The organism is Massilia sp. YIM B02443, assembly GCF_030411955.1.
Classification (GTDB): domain Bacteria; phylum Pseudomonadota; class Gammaproteobacteria; order Burkholderiales; family Burkholderiaceae_D; genus Telluria.
In genome coordinates this window covers 373183-390670 of sequence record NZ_JASNRA010000001.1, presented here as the reverse complement: position 1 = coordinate 390670, position 17488 = coordinate 373183, and the positions used below count along the sequence as shown (strand labels likewise).

The 17488-nt window shown below is 65.6% G+C and carries 13 protein-coding genes; 3 read left to right on the top strand and 10 right to left on the bottom strand.

The genetic code is table 11. The annotated features are described in order from the left end of the window. Positions 1-31: 31 nt before the first annotated feature. The 3 genes from flhA to QPK27_RS01650 form a co-directional block, all read right to left on the bottom strand. Positions 32-2143, bottom strand: coding sequence for a flagellar biosynthesis protein FlhA (flhA, locus tag QPK27_RS01660; protein ID WP_290416452.1), 2112 nt, complete (start codon positions 2141-2143; stop codon positions 32-34). Positions 2144-2169: 26 nt separating this feature from the next. Further along, positions 2170-3348, bottom strand: coding sequence for a flagellar biosynthesis protein FlhB (gene flhB / locus QPK27_RS01655; RefSeq protein WP_290416451.1), 1179 nt, complete (start codon positions 3346-3348; stop codon positions 2170-2172). A gap of 182 nt (positions 3349-3530) precedes the next feature. Then, positions 3531-4844 (bottom strand): glycosyltransferase, encoded by a 1314-nt coding sequence (locus QPK27_RS01650; RefSeq protein ID WP_290416450.1) that lies wholly within the window; start codon positions 4842-4844, stop codon positions 3531-3533. A gap of 326 nt (positions 4845-5170) precedes the next feature. Here QPK27_RS01650 and QPK27_RS01645 point away from each other — a divergent pair, with 326 nt between their 5' ends. After that, positions 5171-5917: a hypothetical protein gene (locus QPK27_RS01645; protein ID WP_290416449.1), complete on the top strand. Its 747-nt coding sequence runs from the start codon at positions 5171-5173 to the stop codon at positions 5915-5917. A 393-nt stretch (positions 5918-6310) separates the two neighbouring features. Here the strand turns inward: QPK27_RS01645 and QPK27_RS01640 are convergent, their stop codons facing one another. From QPK27_RS01640 to QPK27_RS01630, 3 genes are all read right to left on the bottom strand, one after another. Continuing rightward, complete coding sequence (locus QPK27_RS01640; RefSeq protein ID WP_290416448.1) at positions 6311-7318, bottom strand: fumarylacetoacetate hydrolase family protein; 1008 nt, start codon at positions 7316-7318, stop codon at positions 6311-6313. A gap of 42 nt (positions 7319-7360) precedes the next feature. Continuing rightward, a complete protein-coding gene (locus QPK27_RS01635) occupies positions 7361-8527 on the bottom strand; it encodes a phospholipase A (protein ID WP_290416447.1) in 1167 nt (388 codons plus the stop codon). Positions 8528-8700: 173 nt separating this feature from the next. Beyond that, the gene (locus QPK27_RS01630) at positions 8701-9417 is read right to left on the bottom strand and encodes a pseudouridine synthase (protein ID WP_290416446.1); all 717 of its coding nucleotides are present in this window, start codon (positions 9415-9417) and stop codon (positions 8701-8703) included. A 249-nt stretch (positions 9418-9666) separates the two neighbouring features. Here QPK27_RS01630 and QPK27_RS01625 point away from each other — a divergent pair, with 249 nt between their 5' ends. Then, positions 9667-10062: a hypothetical protein gene (locus tag QPK27_RS01625; protein ID WP_290416445.1), complete on the top strand. Its 396-nt coding sequence runs from the start codon at positions 9667-9669 to the stop codon at positions 10060-10062. A gap of 338 nt (positions 10063-10400) precedes the next feature. Here the strand turns inward: QPK27_RS01625 and QPK27_RS01620 are convergent, their stop codons facing one another. The 4 genes from QPK27_RS01620 to QPK27_RS01605 form a co-directional block, all read right to left on the bottom strand. Then, a complete protein-coding gene (locus QPK27_RS01620; protein ID WP_290416444.1) occupies positions 10401-11414 on the bottom strand; it encodes a S49 family peptidase in 1014 nt (337 codons plus the stop codon). 32 nt (positions 11415-11446) lie between these two features. Further along, positions 11447-11824: a Rieske 2Fe-2S domain-containing protein gene (locus QPK27_RS01615; protein WP_290416443.1), complete on the bottom strand. Its 378-nt coding sequence runs from the start codon at positions 11822-11824 to the stop codon at positions 11447-11449. A 13-nt stretch (positions 11825-11837) separates the two neighbouring features. Next, a complete protein-coding gene (locus QPK27_RS01610) occupies positions 11838-12497 on the bottom strand; it encodes an HAD-IIIA family hydrolase (protein WP_290416442.1) in 660 nt (219 codons plus the stop codon). A 105-nt stretch (positions 12498-12602) separates the two neighbouring features. After that, a complete protein-coding gene (locus tag QPK27_RS01605; protein WP_290416441.1) occupies positions 12603-13583 on the bottom strand; it encodes an RluA family pseudouridine synthase in 981 nt (326 codons plus the stop codon). 666 nt (positions 13584-14249) lie between these two features. Between QPK27_RS01605 and QPK27_RS01600 the strand changes: the two genes are divergently transcribed. Next, entirely contained in the window at positions 14250-17417 is a 3168-nt protein-coding gene (locus tag QPK27_RS01600; protein WP_290416440.1) for an Rne/Rng family ribonuclease, read from the top strand. Positions 17418-17488 lie beyond the last annotated feature (71 nt).

The following is a 17488-nucleotide window of genomic DNA, read 5'->3' as shown; positions in this document are numbered from 1 at the left end:
AGGGCGGTGCACATGCACCGCCCTTTATTGATCACATCGGCACGCCGACCAGGCTGGTCACGCGGATGGTCTTGGTTTCCGGCACTTCGGCATGCGACAGCACCTTCAGTGTCGGCACTGCGCGGCGCAGGAAGCGCGACAGCAGCACGCGCAGCGGCGCCGGCACCAGCAGCACGGCGCTGTGGCCCATCTGCTCCTGCTGGTGGGCAGCGTGCGCCGCCTGCTGGGCGATGGTGTCGGCCAGGCCCGGTTCGATGCCGGTGCCGTCGCCGCCGGCGCCCATCGCCTGCATCAACAGACGCTCGAGGCGGTTGTCCAGGGTCATCACCGGCAGTTCGTTCTCTCCCGGGAACAGCTGCTGGACGATGGCGCGGCCCAGGGCGACGCGCACCACGGCGGTCAGTTCGCCCGGATCCTGGGTCATGGTCGAGTGCTCCGACAGCGCTTCGATGATCGACCGCATGTCGCGGATGTGCACGCCTTCCGACAGCAGGTTCTGCAGCACTTTCTGCAGGGTCGACAGCGAGACGACTTTCGGCACCAGGTCTTCCACCAGCTTCGGGGTTTCCTTGCCCAGGTGGTCGAGCAGCGCCTGCACTTCCATGCGGCCCAGCAGTTCCGAGGCGTGCTGGGTGATCAGGTGGTTCAGGTGGGTCGCCACCACGGTGCCGGCGTCGACCACGGTGTAGCCCATGCTCTGCGCTTCGTCGCGCAGCGACGCTTCGATCCAGATCGCCGGCAGGCCGAAGGCCGGATCGGTGGTGACCAGGCCCGGCAGCGTGCCGCTGGCCATGCCCGGGTTGATCGCCAGGAACTGGCCGTTCAGCGCTTCGCCGCTGCCCACCTCCACGCCCTTCAGGGTGATGCGGTAGGCCGACGGTTTCAGTTCCAGGTTGTCGCGGATGTGCACCGGTGGCGCCAGGAAGCCGACTTCCTGGGCGAACTTCTTGCGGATGCCCTTGATGCGCTTGAGCAGCTCGCCGCCCTGGTTCTTGTCGACCAGCGGAATCAGGCGGTAGCCCACTTCCAGGCCCAGGGTGTCGACCGGCATCACGTCCTGCCAGGTCGCTTCTTCGTTCTCGGCAGGGGCCTGGGTGGCCGCCTGCGCCGCCGCCTCGGTGGCCGCCGCCGCTTCCTGGGCCGGCTTGTCCTTGGCTTTCTTCGAGATGAAGTAGCCGCCGGCCGCCAGCGAACCGCCCAGCAGCAGGAACACCAGGTTCGGCATGCCCGGGATCAGCCCCAGGCCGCCGATGATGGCGGCGGTGATGTACAGGGCTTCCGGACGCTTGAGCAGCTGGTTGGTCAGCTGCGAGCTGACGTCTTCGTCGTTGGCCACGCGCGACACCACCATACCGGCCGCGATCGAGATGATCAGCGAAGGAATCTGGGCCACCAGGCCGTCACCGATGGCCAGCAGGGTATAGACCTTGGTCGCTTCGCCGAAGGCCAGGTCGTGCATCACCACACCGACGATCAGGCCGCCGATGATGTTGATGATGGTAATCATGATGCCGGCGACGGCGTCGCCCTTCACGTACTTCGAGGCGCCGTCCATCGCGCCATAGAATTCGGCTTCCTGCGCCACTTCCGAGCGGCGCTTGCGCGCTTCCGCTTCGCCGATCAGGCCGGCGTTCAGGTCGGCGTCGATCGCCATCTGCTTGCCCGGCATCGCGTCCAGGGCGAAGCGCGCGCCGACTTCGGCGATACGGCCGGCGCCCTTGGTGACGACGCTGAAGTTGATGATGGTGAGGATGATGAAGACGACGATACCGACGGTATAGTTACCGCCGATCAGGAAGTGGCCGAAGGCCTCGATGACCTTGCCGGCAGCGGCGCCGCCGGTGTGGCCTTCGGTCAGGACGATACGGGTCGACGCCACGTTCAACGCCAGGCGCAGCATGGTCGAGACCAGCAGGATCGCCGGGAACGCCAGGAAGTCGAGCGGCTTGACCGTGTACAGCGCGGTCAGGAGCACGATGATCGACAGCGCGATATTAAAGCTGAAGAACACGTCGAGCACGAACGCCGGCAGCGGCAGGATCATCATCGCGAGCAGCATGATGATCAGGAGCGGCGCCGCCGCGGCGCCGCCGCGGCCTGCAAGTCCACTCATCCAGCCAGGCAGTTTCATGCTATTTGCCATTCAGTTCGCTCCGTCTCTAATCTTCGTCAAGTTTCGTTGGCATCGGGCCGCGGCTTCGGTGCCGAAGCGGCGGGGTTCAGCGGGTCCAGCTCGTCAGGCACTTTCAACTTCTTGGGGCGATCCGGATAGTCGCCCTCGCCTTTCTTGTAGGCGCGTAGCTGGTAGACATAGGCCAGCACTTCCGCCACTGCCGAGTACAGCTTTTCCGGGATTTCCTCGTCGATGTCCACGTGCTGGTACAGCGCACGGGCCAGCGGGGGGGCTTCCAGCATCGCCACCTTGTGCTCCGCGCCCAGTTCGCGGATCTTGGCGGCAATGTCGTCGATACCCTTCGCCACCACCATCGGCGCGCCGCGTTGACCCTCGGCATACTTCAGCGCCACTGCGTAATGGGTCGGGTTGGTCACGATCACATCAGCAGTAGGGACATTTTGCATCATCCGGCCCCGGGCCATTTCGCGCTGCATCTGGCGAATCTTCCCTTTAATCTGAGGATTGCCGTCCGATTCCTTCGATTCCTGGATCATTTCCTGGCGCGTCATTTTCAATTTGTTATTCCAGTGCCAGATCTGATACGGGCCGTCGATCAGGGCGATCACGCCCAGCGCGCCGACGATGAACAGGAAGGATCTGGCGATCATGCCCAGCGCGTGGGCGCTGCTTTCGTTGAGCGGCTCGACCGCCAGCCCCAGCATCGCTTCCTTCTGGCCGCTGATCACGATATATGCCACGATGCCGACCACGATGGTCTTGGCGATCGCCTTCACCAGCTCGACCAGGGCATTCTTGGAAAACATATTGCCGATGCCCTTGAGCGGGTTCAGCTTCATGATGTTCGGCATGAACGCCTTGCTGGAAAACAGCCAGCCGCCGATCAGCAGCGGCGAGACCAGGGCGATCAGCATGATGGCGCCGGCAATCGGCAGGCAGGCCAGCATCACGGCCACGATGTCGTTAAACACGCGCTCGATCAGGATGGCGGGGTTGTAAACCTGCTCACGGTCCAGGCTGAGACCCGATTTCAGGGCACGGCCCAGGGTTTCCACCAGCATCCCGCCGAACGCCCACAGGCAGGCGCCGGCGGTCATCAGGACCGCGAAGGTGGCCAGTTCGCGCGAGCGCGGAACGTCGCCTTCCTCGCGCGCCTTCTCGATTCTTCTGGGACTTGCGTCTTCTGTCTTTTCTGCGTCGCTATCTTCCGACATCGCCGTCCCCCTTCCGTGCACCGTGAAAAGCGCTGTTATACCGCATGGCTACGCCAGGCGACGCATGACCCATGCGAGCGCGAACAGGATTATCGCCGGGATTGCCGTAAAGCTACAAAAAGAACAGGAAGGGGATTGCGGCGCTGTTCGCCGCTCGAGCGCCGGGGCCGGCGCCTGCGGCCTTACATGCGGCGGCGCACGAAGGCGGTGACGGGCGCTTCGCGCTGGATCTCGGCCAGGCCGTTGGCGCCGTTGGCGGCGTTGTGGGATGCGTTGCGAATGGCGACGATGGCGGGGGCGCCCAGCGGAGCGGCCTGCTTGGCCAGCACCGGCGTCGGCATCTGCACCTGCGCCACCGTGGTCGGCACCAGCGGCGCGACGCTGGCGCGTTCCAGCGCCATGGCGGCGGACGGCAGCGCCTGGCGCCGGCGCGCATGCCAGGCCATCGCTACCAGGCCATACACGGCCAGGTACAGCAGGAAGCTGGCCACGGCGCCCTGCACCAGCACGTCCGGCGCGGACGGATGGTTCACGGCCAGCAAGGCCGGCACCAGCGCGATGCTCCACGACACCGGCGACACGCAGGCGTTGCGCAGCGGCGCCGGCAGGCGGCGCAGGTAGCGCGCCGTGATCGCGGTCTTGACCAGGCTGTGCAGGTGCCAGCTGTCCGGCAGGCCCGGATGGCGGCGGCACCACAGGCGGCGCGCGATGGTGAACACGGTCTCGAACACCGGATAGGCGCAGGCCAGCAGCGGCGCCCAGGCCGACACCGACGGATTGCGGTAGACCAGCATCACCGACAGCCAGGCCAGCAGGAAGCCGAGCAGGTAGGCGCCGCCGTCCCCGAGGAACAGCTTGCCGTAAGGGAAATTAACCAGGAAAAAGCCAGCAGTGACGGCGCAGATCGCGAAGCACAGCTGGGCCAGGTGCACGTCGCCCACGTTCTGCGCGATCAGGCCCAGCGCACCGAAGCCGATGATCACGGTGCCGCTGGCCAGGCCGTTGAAACCGTCGATGATGTTGACGGCATTGGCCACGCCGCCCACGGCGAAGGCGGTAAACAAGACGGAGAACGGGAGCCAGGCCAGCAGCGCGTCGAGCGGCGCCAGGCCGGTGTGATCGAGGGTGACGCCGGTCAGGAACCAGCACACCGCCCCGCTGGCCATGGTGGCCAGCAGGCGTGCGCGCACCGAGACGTTGCGGGTCAGGTCTTCGGCCAGGCCGAACACGAAGGCCGGCAAGGCGGCCAGCAGCACCGGCAACAGGAGTTCCTGCTGCGGAGCCGGCATGAAGCACAGGCACAGCCACAGGCCGGTCATGATGGCGGCGCCGCCGATACGCGGCGTCGGGGTGATGTGGAATTTCTGCACGCCGCGGGTGGCGTCGAGCGAGTAGCGGCCGTGCCAGCGCGTGGTGAGCACGAGCAGCAGCGAACAGATCAGCGATGTGGCAAAGCCGATTTCGAGGCCGGCTAATGGCAGGTTAATAATACTCATAGAACCACTTTGTTAACTCGTCAATTCTATCGCATTTCTTTTGAGCCAACGGCCAATCGTGCACCGCACCAAATCCGATTATGGAATTGAAAGAATTTCAATACTGCCTTTCGCAAGCCCTTGATTGTGCAGGAACAATTCGACAATTCTAGAGAGATTGCGATCTCACAATCAATTGTTCAGAAACTTCTCCTACTATTTCTGCACAATTTGTTACATCTTTCTCCAGTGGAATTTGGAGAGATTTCACCTGATTCGGGTAGAAAGAGACGCTGATGCATTTCGTTAAAAGATTGCAGCCGTACATATACAGCATCGCCCTATGCATGAGCGCACTCTATGCCCCGGCGCTGGCCCAGACGGCGCCCTCGCCCGAGCTGCTCGAGGCCAGGGCGCGGCTGCTGGAAGCTGAAACGCGCCAGGCGCTGGCCGAAGCCGAGCGCGCCGAACTGCTGGCGCGGCTGCCGCCGGCGCAAGCCAGGCCGCTCGCCGGCGCCGTCGACACGCGCCAGTTCGGCGCCGCCGGCCTGGCGCGCGCCTTCGACCTGGCGCTGGAACTGGCGAGCGAACTGTGCGCGGTGCTGCCACAGGACCGGCGCGTGGTGCTGTACGACCCGGCCGCGGCGCAAGGAGCCGTGGCGGCGCGCACGGTCGACGCCGCGCTGGGACGCATGAGCGAAGAGCTGGCGCTGCGCAACCGCGAACTGGCGCGCACTATCGAACGCCATACGCCGGCGGCGCGCACCGGCAGCCTGGCGCCGGCGCTGGCCTGGCTTACCGCCCCGACCGTGCTGCTGCGCGCCGGCGCGGATGTCGCCGCCCTGTTCAAGCGCGACGCCACGCTGCCGGCATCGCCTACGGCGACGCTGCGCAGGCCCTGTTCGCCAGCGCCATGGCGCGCAACTGCCCGGGTCGCCTGGCCGGCCTGGGCGACGGCTATATGGGCGAACTCGATCTCGAGCGCCACGCCCGTCTGCTGGAACGGGTGCGCCTGCTGGGCGAACAGCGCGGCGTGCTGGCGGCGCACGTGGCCGCGCTGCAGGCGCTGGCCGATGGCGCCAAGGGCGAGCTGAAAAAGGAACTGGCGGCAGTGGCGAGCGGCGCCAACGCGCAACTGAAGGCGGCCGACGCCTTCCACGAATCGCTGCGCGCCGGCGAAGCGAGCGACAAGAGTCCGCTGTTCACGGCGGCGCGCTACCTCGGCCTGGCCGAACGCAGCGCCGGCGCGCTGGTGCTGGACGTCGACCTGCGCCTGGAAGGCCTGACGCTGGTGCGCGACAACTTGTTCACCGGCGAGCGCCTGCACCTGTCCGGCGTGGCCCTGCTGTGGTACCGGCTGCACGAGCCGGACGGGCGCCTGCTGCGCGCCGACGCCCTGCGCCGCGTCAGCCGCCCGGTCGAGGTCGACCTGCGCGGGCGGCCCGACGGCCAGTTCTGGAGCGATCCGCGCTAAGGCTGAGCCGACTTCAGGCTTCCGGGCGCCTGAACGTCTGCTCGATCGCGCCGAACAGCGATTTGCCGGCTTCGTCCAGCATCTCGATGCGCACCATGTCGCCGAAGCGCATGAACGGCGTGACCGCCGCCCCGCCCTCGATCGTCTCGAGCCAGCGCTGCTCGGCGATGCTGGCGTAGCCCGGCGTCCTGCGCCGTCCGGCGCGGTTGGACACCACGCCCGAGCCGACAATGGTGCCGGCGCCGATGGCGCGGGTGCGGCACAAAGTGGCCAGCAGCTGCGCAAAGCCGAACGCCATGTCCTCCCCCGCTTCCAGCTGACCGACGCCGTTGCCGTTCGAGGTCACGCGCAGCGGCAGGTCGGCCTTGCCGCCGCGCCAGGATGCGCCCAGTTCGTCCGGGGTGACGGCCACCGGAGCGAAGGCGGTGGCCGGCTGTGCCGCCAGCCAGTCCCAGCCACTACCGGTGATCCCGGGCGCCAGGTTGCGCAAGCTAATGTCGTTGCACAGCAACAGCAGGCGGATCTGGCCGTGGGCCGCGTCCGGCGTCGCCCCGGCCGCGATATCGCCGGTGAGCACCGCCACGCCGGGACCGAAATCGACGCCCCACTCCTCGCGCGCCAGCACGATGTCCTGCAGCGGACCGAGAAAACCGTCGGCGGCGCGTTCGCGCAGCGGCGGCTCGTCGCGCCAGGCGGACGGCAGCTCGGCGCCATTGGCGCGCGCTTCCAGCTCGGGATGGTTCAGATAGGTGACGCCCTGCACGTGGCGCGCCGCGCGCGGCAGCGGGGCCAGGCAGCGCGCCGGATCGAAGTCGAACGGCCGGCGCGCCTGGCCCTCGTGCCTGCCTTCGTTGAGCAGGCGGTACAGGGCGTCGAGTTGTGGGGCGATGAAGGCCCAGTCGTCGAGCGCCGCGCGCAGGGTGGGCGCGATGGCGTCGGCCAGGTGGGCGGTTTTCAGGTCACGCGACACCACGGCCAGCTGGCCGTCGCGGGTGCCGTCGTCGAGGGTGGCGAGTTTCATGAGGCGGGTCTAAAAGGATGACCCGCCATTCTACGATCCGGCTCAGTACTTGACCACAATGCCCAGGCCGAGGCTGCGCTGGAAGTAGTTGTAGTCGATCATGCTCTGGCCATATCCGGAGAAAGCGTTCACGTAGCCCTTGACCGGGCCGGCCAGCGGGAACGCCCAGCCGACCTGGACCGCGCCCTTGTCGGTGCTGAAGTTACGGCGCACCAGGGCGTTGATTTCATGGCCGCCAGCCAGGCGGTAATTGCCTTCCAGCTCGAAGCGGCCCATGTAGTCGATGATGTCCGGGTTGTTGTCGTCTTCCAGCGATTCATTGACCCGTTTCCACAACCTGCCGGTCATGGTCAGCGGACCGCGCTCCAGGCCGACCTGGGCGTAGAACCGGTTCCAGCTGCGCGATAGGGTCGACGACTGGCCGTTCGACTGGTGCACGAAGCCCAGGTTCAGGAACTTGACGTTGGTGCCCAGCACGGCGAAATTCAACGGCATGGTCGCCATGATTTCGGGCTGGTAATTGGTTTCGCGGAACGGGCTGGACGCTTCGTGGTTGGCGGCTTGCCAGAAGCTGTTCTGGGTATAGCCGAACCAGACGTCGACCGGCTGCTCGAACAGGGTCTCGATCAGCTTCATCTTGAAGCTGAGCTGGAATTCCAGCTCGGCCTTCGACAGGCCCTCGTTGTCGTCGAAGCCGTCGAAGAATTCGCGGTACGGTGCTTCGTTCGGACGATGGGTGCGGGTGGCGATCAGGTAGCTCGGGCGGTGCGGCCGGAACTTGAACACGCCGCGCTTGTCGCGCGGATCGAGTTCCCAGTGGCTGCTCAGCGTGTATTCGGCGGCGGCCTGCACCGTCGGATCGACCGAGGCGGTATGGTCGATGGCGCTGTTGCGCGGCGCGTCGAAGGCGCTGCCGGCGGACGGATTGGTGGTCGGCACGGCCGGCACCGCGGCCGGAGCGGCGGGCGCAGCGGCCACGACCGCCGAGGCGGCGCCCGGGTCGGTGGCGGCAGCGGTGGTCGCGGCGGTGCCGGCGGCCTGGGCGGCGACGCGGTCGAAGCAGGCCAGGCGCTGGACGTTGTCCAGCAGCGGGGTGCAGTCGGCCAGCGATTGCGGGGCTTGCGGGGCGGTCTGGGCCAGTGCCGGCAGGGCCAGCAGCAGTGGAATCAGGGTCAGGCAGTGCGGGAGTCTCGGGCGATTGAGGTGCATGGTTGTTGTTCTAAAAAGCGTTCATGCGGCGGCCGGTACCCGGCGCCGTCGCCACGGAGTGTCGCGGAAAATTGTTATTGATGGCGCACGTATTGCAAATACGCATGTTGAGCTTGCTCAAACGTGCGCCATTGACTTCATGGATGTTGCAGGCGGACTGCAGAAGACGGATGTCAGCCCGGCACCAGCAGGTCGAGCTGCTCGCGCTCCAGGAAGCACCATTCGCCCTCTTTCAGGCCAAGCGACGCCAGCGTCAGGCCGCCAATCTGGGAACGGTGCAGCGCGCTGCAATGGTTGTCGGCGGCGGCCAGCATGCGCTTGACCTGGTGGTATTTGCCCTGCTCCAGCACGATCTCGAGCTGGTGTTCGCCGCGCTGTAGGCACGAAATCGCCTTCAGGGGCGCCGGTTCGTCGTGCAGCTGCACACCGCTCAGGAGTTTCTGCACCAGCGCCTCGGTCACCGGCTCGGCGGTGGTGGCCTGGTAGACCTTGGGGACGTGGCGCTTGGGCGACGATTGGGCGTGGATGAAGGGGCCGTCGTCCGACATCAAGAGCAGGCCGGTGGTATCGTGGTCGAGGCGGCCGACCGGCTGCACTTCGCGCCAGCTGAACTGCTCGGGCAGCAGGGTCAGTACGCCGGGGTGGTGGCTGGGCTTGCGCGAGCATTCGAAATTGGCCGGCTTGTACAGCGCGATGTACACGTGCTCGCGGTAGCGCCATTCCTCGTCGAACACCGTCAATACCAGGTCGCCGGTGTCGAACGTGGCCTTGTAGTTGTCTTCGATGGCGCCGTTGACGGCGACGTCGCCGTCCTCGATCAGGGCGCGGCAGTATTTGCGGGTGCCGAAACCCTGCGATTGCAGGATACGGTCCAGGGATAATTTACTCATGGGCCGAGACTGTATCAGAAGGGCCGGTTCGGTGAAAGTCGCGGGTTTACCCATCAAAACTGTTGGGATCGCAGCCATGCGCTCGTTTGCGCAGCGTCAAACCTCACTGGTTTCCGATTGATAGACTTCAACACATTAGGAATCCGCCTAACCGAACAGCGAATTCCTTACTAAATAGTAAGACACCGGGTAAGACAGCGAGTAAGACACCGCGTAAGCCATCCGCTTAGCCAGAGAACAGGAAATACCGTGAACGATCATCTCGATACTGCAAATGGAAAGCCCCTCGATCTGGATGCGTTGTGCGCGCGCCAGCGTCTCGCCAAGGACCATGCGGCATTGTTCCCGACCCGGCTGGCGCTGGCGCGCTGGCGCGGCGGCTCAATCCCGTCGGCGCCGGCGCCGCAATGCGAACCGCAGCCGCGACGCAGCGCCTGGTTCGACCGCATCCAGCGCGAGCACCAGATGTGGCTCGAGTGCGGCGGCTTCGCGCAGCACGAAGAACTGCCGCCGCTGCGCCAGCCGACCATGTGGCAGCCGCCGATGGCGGCGCCGGTACCGGACTCGGCGCCGCTGTGCGCGCCTGACGCCCAGCCGCGTCCGGCCGCGGATGGCGACGTCCAGCAGTGCGGCGCCTGCAACTGAGATCACGGCCGGCGTCCGACCGACGCCGCCACGAATGAAAAGGACGCTGCCAAATGAAAACGACGGCCGAGGCCGTCGTTTTCGTTCCCGCTGGAGGGTACCGTCCGGGGAATGCACAACTGTGAGGAATGGAATTCTCTCGAAAGCCGCACCGCGGTGCGGCGGCTAGCGTTTCCCGTCCGGGCCTGCGGGGACTTGCCCCGCGTGGCCGCTGCGGCAGCGGCTACGGTGTTCACTATAGTCTACTGTCTGCATAGTTCAAGACCTGGTTCAAGAAAACCTGGAAAATAATTGCTGGGCAATGTCGCACAGACCAAGCTTACGCCATATAAGCGTCTTCAGCGCAAGGTGGGCACCGCGCCGTGATAGGCCGCCTTGACCGCGCTCTCGCCCACCGCGGCGCCGAATTTCTTCAGCACCCGTTCCGGCAGATTTTCGTGCGCCGTATAGTCGACGATGTCCTCGGCCTTGACGATGTCGCGCGCTACCGTGTCCACGGTGCCGAAGGCGTCGGCCAGGCCCATGTCGACCGCCCTGGCGCCGGTCCAGTACAGGCCGGAGAAGGTTTCCGGAGTTTCCTTCAGGCGCTTGCCGCGGCCGGCGCGCACCACCGCGATGAATTGCTGGTGGATCTCGTTGAGCATCGCCTGGGCGTGCTGCTTGTGCTTGTCGGATTGCGGGCTGAACGGGTCAAGAAAACCCTTGTTCTCGCCGGCCGTCATCAGGCGCCGCTCGATGCCCAGCTTTTCCATGGTGCCGGTGAAGCCGAAGCTGTCCATCAGCACCCCGACCGAGCCGACGATCGAAGCCTTGTTGACGTAGATGCGGTCGGCCGCCGACGCGATGTAGTAGCCGCCCGAGGCGCAGATCTCGTCCACCACCACGTACAGCGGCTTGTCCGGATAGCCGCGCTTGAGGCGCTGGATTTCGTCGACGATGATGCCGGCCTGCACCGGGCTGCCGCCGGGGCTGTCGATGCGCAGCACCACCGCCGCCGAGCCGGGGTCCGAGAACGCCTTGTTCAGCGACGGGATCACGGTATCGGCCGCGCCGCTGCCTTCTGCTTCGATCTCGCCGTTAATTTCGATCAGCGCCGTGTGACGGCCCAGGTTTTCGGAGTCGGTGCTGGCGAAGTTGAAGTCGTAATAGGCCCACAGCGCCAGCAGCGCCACGGTCAGGAAACTGAGTTTGAAGAAAATGCTCCAGCGGCGCGCGGCGCGCCGCTCCTGGACGGTGGCGAACACCAGTTTTTCGAGGGTTTCGCGTTCCCAGTTGCTCACCGTCGGGTTGGACGCGAGGCGGTGCTCGGATGGATGATCGCCAGGATGGTCAATGCCGGTATGGTCACTCATAAAGTCCGTGGATGGTCAAAAGCGACGGACGCTCATTTCCGGCAAATTGGCTGGAACTGTCCGTCAGGCACCCAGTATATCCTGCCCTCGGTTTCGTGCACGGCGATCGGATGCAGGCGCCCGCCGCGGCACGGACCGCCGGTGCAGCGGCCGCTTTCGGGCGCGTAGACGGCGCCATGGGTGGCGCACATCAGGGTCGTGCCGCTGGACTCGAAAAAATGCCCCTCCTTCCAATCGAGCTCGACCGGAACGTGGGCGCAGCGGTTCAGGTAGCCATACGCTTTTCCCTGGTAGCGCACCACGAAGCCGGTCGCGGCCTGGCCGAAGGCGCGCACGGGAAACCGCACGCCCTTGCCGCCATCCTGCAAGTCGCCGCCATCGCACACGAACAGGCCCGCTTCTGCATTCATCGAGGAATACGCATCAGGCGTTTTCGAGCAGCCAGGCATGCAGCTCGGGGATCGAACGGGCCGAAAACAGCGGTCGGCAGGCTTGCAGCTGCGCCACCGGATGCGCGCCGAACTCGACCGCTACGCCATGGGCGCCGGCATTGTTGGCCATCATCAGGTCGTGGGTGGTGTCGCCGATCATGACGGTGCGGCGCAAGTCCTGGCCGAGCTCGCGGGTCAGCTCCTGCAGCATGGCCGGATGGGGCTTGGAGAATGTCTCATCGGCACAACGGGTAGCGTCGAAGGTCGACAGCAGGCCGGTCGCGTTCAGCGCCCGGTTGAGGCCGACCCGGCTCTTGCCGGTGGCCACCGCCAGGAAATAGCCCTCTCCGGCAAGATCGGCCAACATCTCGCGAACGCCGTTGAACAGCACCAGTTCATGATCCTTGGTCAGGAAGTGATAGCGGTAGCGTTCGACCATGCGCGGATACATGCTCGGGGCGATATCGGGCATCACCGCCTGCATCGCTTCCGACAGGCCGAGGCCGATGACGTGCGCCGCCGAGGCGTCGCTCGGCACCGGCAGGCTCAGGTCGCGCGCCGCCGACTGGATGCAGCGCACGATGGCGGCAGTGCTGTCCATTAGCGTGCCGTCCCAGTCGAACACGATCAGGTCAAATTGTTTTCTTGGCATTATCTAACGGCGGTCGTGCCGCCGGTCCCCTATTATTGAATGGTCACGCGAGCATCGCTTACGCGACAAGTGGCCCTACGTCGGGCGCCCCTACGCCGGGCGCCCCTACGCCGGGCGCCCCAAGCTTACCAAGAATCGCTCGCATTCGGCCGGCATCGGCGCCCGCAAGGTCATCCGCTCGCCGCTGTCCGGATGGGTGAACGTGATCTGGTGCGCATGCAGGAACATGCGCTTGAGCGCGCCACGACCCTCGCCCGCCTTCTGCAACTGCTTGTTGAGCGGGAAGTCGCCGTATTTCTCGTCGCCCAGGATCGGGAAGCCGCTGGATGCCAGGTGCACCCGGATCTGGTGTGTGCGGCCGGTCTTCAGCTCGGCTTCGAGCAGGGCGAAGTCTTGCCACTTGCGCAACAAGTTGAAAATGGTGTGCGCTTCCTGGCCGCCGGCCTGCACCACCACCCGCTTTTCGCCATCGGCAGTCGTGTATTTATGCAGCGGCAGTTTCACGTGCTGGCGCTTGTTGTGCCAGTCGCCGTGGACGGCCGCGAAATAGCGCTTGTCGGTGGTGCCGTCGCGCATCTGGTCGTGCAGGTTGGTCAGTGCGCTGCGTTTCTTGCCGATCAGCAGCAGGCCGGACGTCTCGCGGTCGAGCCGGTGCACCAGTTCCAGGAACTTGGCCTGCGGCCGCGCGGCGCGCAGTTGCTCGATTACGCCATACGACACGCCCGAGCCGCCATGCACGGCGACGCCGGCCGGCTTGTTGATGACCAGCAGGTGCGCATCCTCGAACACGACCTCGAATTCGGCACCCGGGGCTGCCTGCTGTGTTGTTTTTTCGGCAATCCGAATCGGCGGGATGCGCACCAGGTCGCCGGCGGCGAGCCGGTACAACTGGTCGATGCGTCCCTTGTTGACGCGCACCTCGCCCGAACGCAGGATGCGGTAGATATGGCTCTTCGGCACACCTTTACATACGCGCAACAGATAATTATCAATGCGCTGGCCGGCTTCTTCTTCGTCAATTGTGACGAACTGCGCCTGCAATGCCTGTGGGGATGAAGGGGGAAGCCCATCATTTTGCTTTGCCATTCTCTCTGTCTTCCCAGAAATTCTCTCTAAGTCCTTCATTTTGAATATATAATCGACAGGCGGCGGTCAAACCTCTGCTGGTGTAAGAATTAAAACGATATTTTACACAGGGGCGCGCTCCATCGGCCCCGCCGGAGTGCAAATTCGATGGAGAAAAACGTGTACGCACATCCTTGCGCGAATCAGGGTTGCACCTGCAGTTGTAATCGGGTTGCGCGCAATGATGCAGGATTGGATTGTTTGGATTCGTAAGGATAAGTACCGGCAAGCATGTTCATAAGACTGCTCGCCGGTTGATGGTGTCGATAACGCTTGTCGGTTTCGTCCGACCTGATGCAGGACCATCCTGAAGACCTGAAGCAAGGCTGTCTGATCGCCTCCAGGTCCTGGATGTTCGCTGGCATCGGCCGGATTAGTTGTTGCACACCCCCTCGCTCCGCTGTGCCAACCCCAACGTGGTGGCAGGCGGCCAGTGCAGGTCGCGGCGTGCATGGCAATGACGTTCGGCCCCATTTGCGCCCCGTGGCGGCAGCGACGCTTTCGCGTCGCCGTGCCGCACGCCCGGGCATACCCCCTCCTTCGCTCCCTTCCCCGCGTACATCCCTGTAGCTGCGCCGCCCGCAAGGGCGGCCATCACACGGCCCACGGGTCGCGGAGTTTATAAAAATGAAACGTATGTTGTTTAACGCTACGCAGCAAGAGGAGCTGCGCGTAGCGATTGTCGACGGCCAGAAACTGATCGACATCGATATCGAGACCGCCGGTCGCGAGCAACGCAAGTCGAATATCTACAAGGGTGTCATCACCCGCATCGAACCCTCCCTCGAAGCCTGCTTCGTCTCCTACGGCGAAGACCGCCACGGATTCCTCCCCTTCAAAGAAGTCGCCCGCTCGTATTTCCGTGACGGCGTCGACGTGCGCAACTGCACCATCAAGGAAGCGCTGCGCGAAGGCCAGGAAATCATGGTCCAGGTCGAGAAAGAGGAACGCGGCAACAAGGGCGCGGCCCTGACCTCGTTCATCTCGCTGGCCGGCCGCTACCTGGTCTTGATGCCGAACAATCCGCGCGGCGGCGGCGTGTCGCGCCGGGTCGAAGGCGAAGAACGCCAGGAACTGCGCGAAACCATGGACAAGCTCGACCTGCCGCAAGGCATGTCGGTGATCGCCCGCACCGCCGGCATCGGCCGTACCGTCGAAGAACTGCAGTGGGACTTGAACTACCTGATGCAGCTGTGGCGCGCGATCGAAGGCGCCGGCAAGTCGGCCGCCGGCGCCTTCCTGATCTACCAGGAATCGTCGCTCGTGATCCGCGCCATCCGCGATTACTTCCAGCCCGACATCGGCGAAGTCCTGATCGACACCGACGAGATCTACGACCAGGCCCAGCAGTTCATGAGCCACGTGATGCCCGACATGGCGCACCGCGTGAAGCGCTACAGCGACGACGTGCCGCTGTTCTCGCGTTTCCAGATCGAACACCAGATCGAAACCGCCTACGCGCGCACCGTGCCGCTGCCATCGGGCGGCGCGATCGTGATCGACCACACCGAAGCGCTGGTGTCGATCGACGTCAACTCGGCGCGCGCCACGCGCGGCTCGGACATCGAGACCACCGCCTTCAACACCAACTGCGAAGCGGCCGACGAAGTGGCCCGCCAACTGCGCCTGCGCGACCTGGGCGGCCTGATCGTGATCGACTTCATCGACATGGAAGTGGCCAAGAACCAGCGCGAAGTCGAGCAGCGCCTGAAGGACGCCCTGCACCATGACCGCGCCCGCGTCCAGATGGGCAAGATTTCCCGCTTCGGCCTGATGGAACTGTCGCGCCAGCGCCTGCGTCCGTCGCTGTCGGAAGGCTCGCACGTGACCTGCCCGCGCTGCTCGGGCACCGGTCACATCCGCGATACCGAATCCTCGGCCCTGCAAGTCCTGCGCATCATCCAGGAAGAGGCGATGAAGGAAAACTCGGCCGCGATCCACGTGCAGGTGCCGGTCGACGTCGCAGCGTTCCTGCTGAATGAAAAGCGCGGCGAAGTGCTCAAGATCGAGAACCGCCACCGCATCACCGTGATCCTGATCCCGAACAAGCATCTGGACACCCCGCACTACAAGCTCGAGCGCATCAAGCACGACGATCCGCGCCTGGAAGACGCCCACGCCAGCTACACCATGGCGGAATCGGCCGACACCGACATGGCGTACGCCAAGCGCCAGAAGGAAGAACAGAAACCGCGCCAGGAAGCCGTGGTCAAGACCATCACCCCGGCCCAGCCGGCCCCGATGGTGGACCGCAGCGAAGCGGCCAAGGCCAAGCCGGTCGAAGCCGTCGCTCCTGCAGCGGCCGCGCCGGCACCGGCCCCGGCGCCGAAGGGCTTCTTCGCCCGCCTGCGCGACTTCTTCATGGGTGCACCGGAAGAAGCGGCGCCGGCTCCGGCACCGGTCGTGACTGAAAAGCCGGCCGCTCCTGCCGCTGCAGAACGCAATGGCCGCGGCCAGCGCAACGGCCGTGGCGGTCAGAATGGCCAGAACGGCCGTGGTCCTAAACAAGGCAACCGCGAAGGCAACCGCGAAGGCGGCCGCGAGCGTGAAGAACGTGAACCCGTCGCCAAGACCGCGCTGACCGAGGACGTCGCCAAGGCGCCGGAAAGCGAAGGCCGTCCGCCGCGCCAGCCGCGTCCGCCACGCCAGCCGCGTGAAGGCCGCGAGCCGCGCGAGCAGGCCGAGGCCGCACCGCGCGTCGAAGGCGGCGAGCGTCCGGAACGTGCCGAACGTGGCGAGCGCAAGGAACGCCAGCCGCGCCAGCCGCGCGAGCGCACCGAACGCCATGAGCGCACCACGCAGGCGATCGAAGCCAAGCTGGACGAAGTCAACGTCACCCAGACGGTGGCCAGCGCCACCGTCGCCGTGACCACCAGCGGTCCGGAAGGCACCCAGGAAGTCGTGCAGCAAGTCGTCAAGTCGGTCACCACGATCGGCCCGAACGGTGAAGAAAGCGAGGCCGAGGGCGACGAGCCGCGCCGCCGCCGCCGCCGCGGCGGCCGCAACCGCAACCGCCGCGACCGCGACGGTGTGGAAGGCGTCGACGCGATCGACGGTAACGAGGAAGCTTCGGCGTTCGCCCCGGCATTTACGCCGGTTGCGGATGAGGAAGCTGCGAAAGTCGCTGCCGCCGCCAAAGCCGGCAAGGCCAAGCCGGCGCGCCACGCCGACGCGAAGGGCGAGCCGGGCCCATGGCCGTTCCCGACCGCGGCGTCGATGGCTGCCGCTGTTCCAGCACCTGCGCCAGCCGCGCCGGCAGCGGACAACGTGTTCCAAGGCATGTTCCCGACTGCTGCGTCGATCGCCGCTGCGCGTGCTGCAGAGCAAGCTGCTGCACCTGCACCTGTTGCTGCACCTGCTGCTGCAGCGGTCGTCGCCGAACCGGCGCCGGTCGCCGCCGCGCCAGTCGAGCAAGCTGCTCCGCTAGCCCAGGCTGCCGAAATCCAGCCGGCTCCGGTTGTCGAAGCTGCACGGGTGGTGGAACCTGTTGCCGCCGTCGCTGTGGAACCGGCTCCGGCAGCAGCGCCAGCCGTGTCGGCTGCGCCAGCACCTGCTCCGGCTCCTGCTCCGGCTCCTGCTCCTGCCCCTGCTCCTGCCGCTGTCGAAGCGCCTGCCGACCTGAGCGACATGCTGTCCAAGGCCGGTCTGCAACTGGCCTCGACCGATCCGGAAAAGCTGGCTGCGGCGCGTGAAGCCGCAGCCCAGGTGGTCACCCCACGCCGCGTCGGCCGTGCCCGCAAGCCGGTCGCAGCGCCGGTGGACGAGCCGCTGATCCAGGTGGATACCCGCCAGTAACAGCAGCGCAGGTCCGCAAATGCGCCCGGCAGCACGCCGGGCGCAAGTTGTCTCCAAAAGGAAGCCGCCGG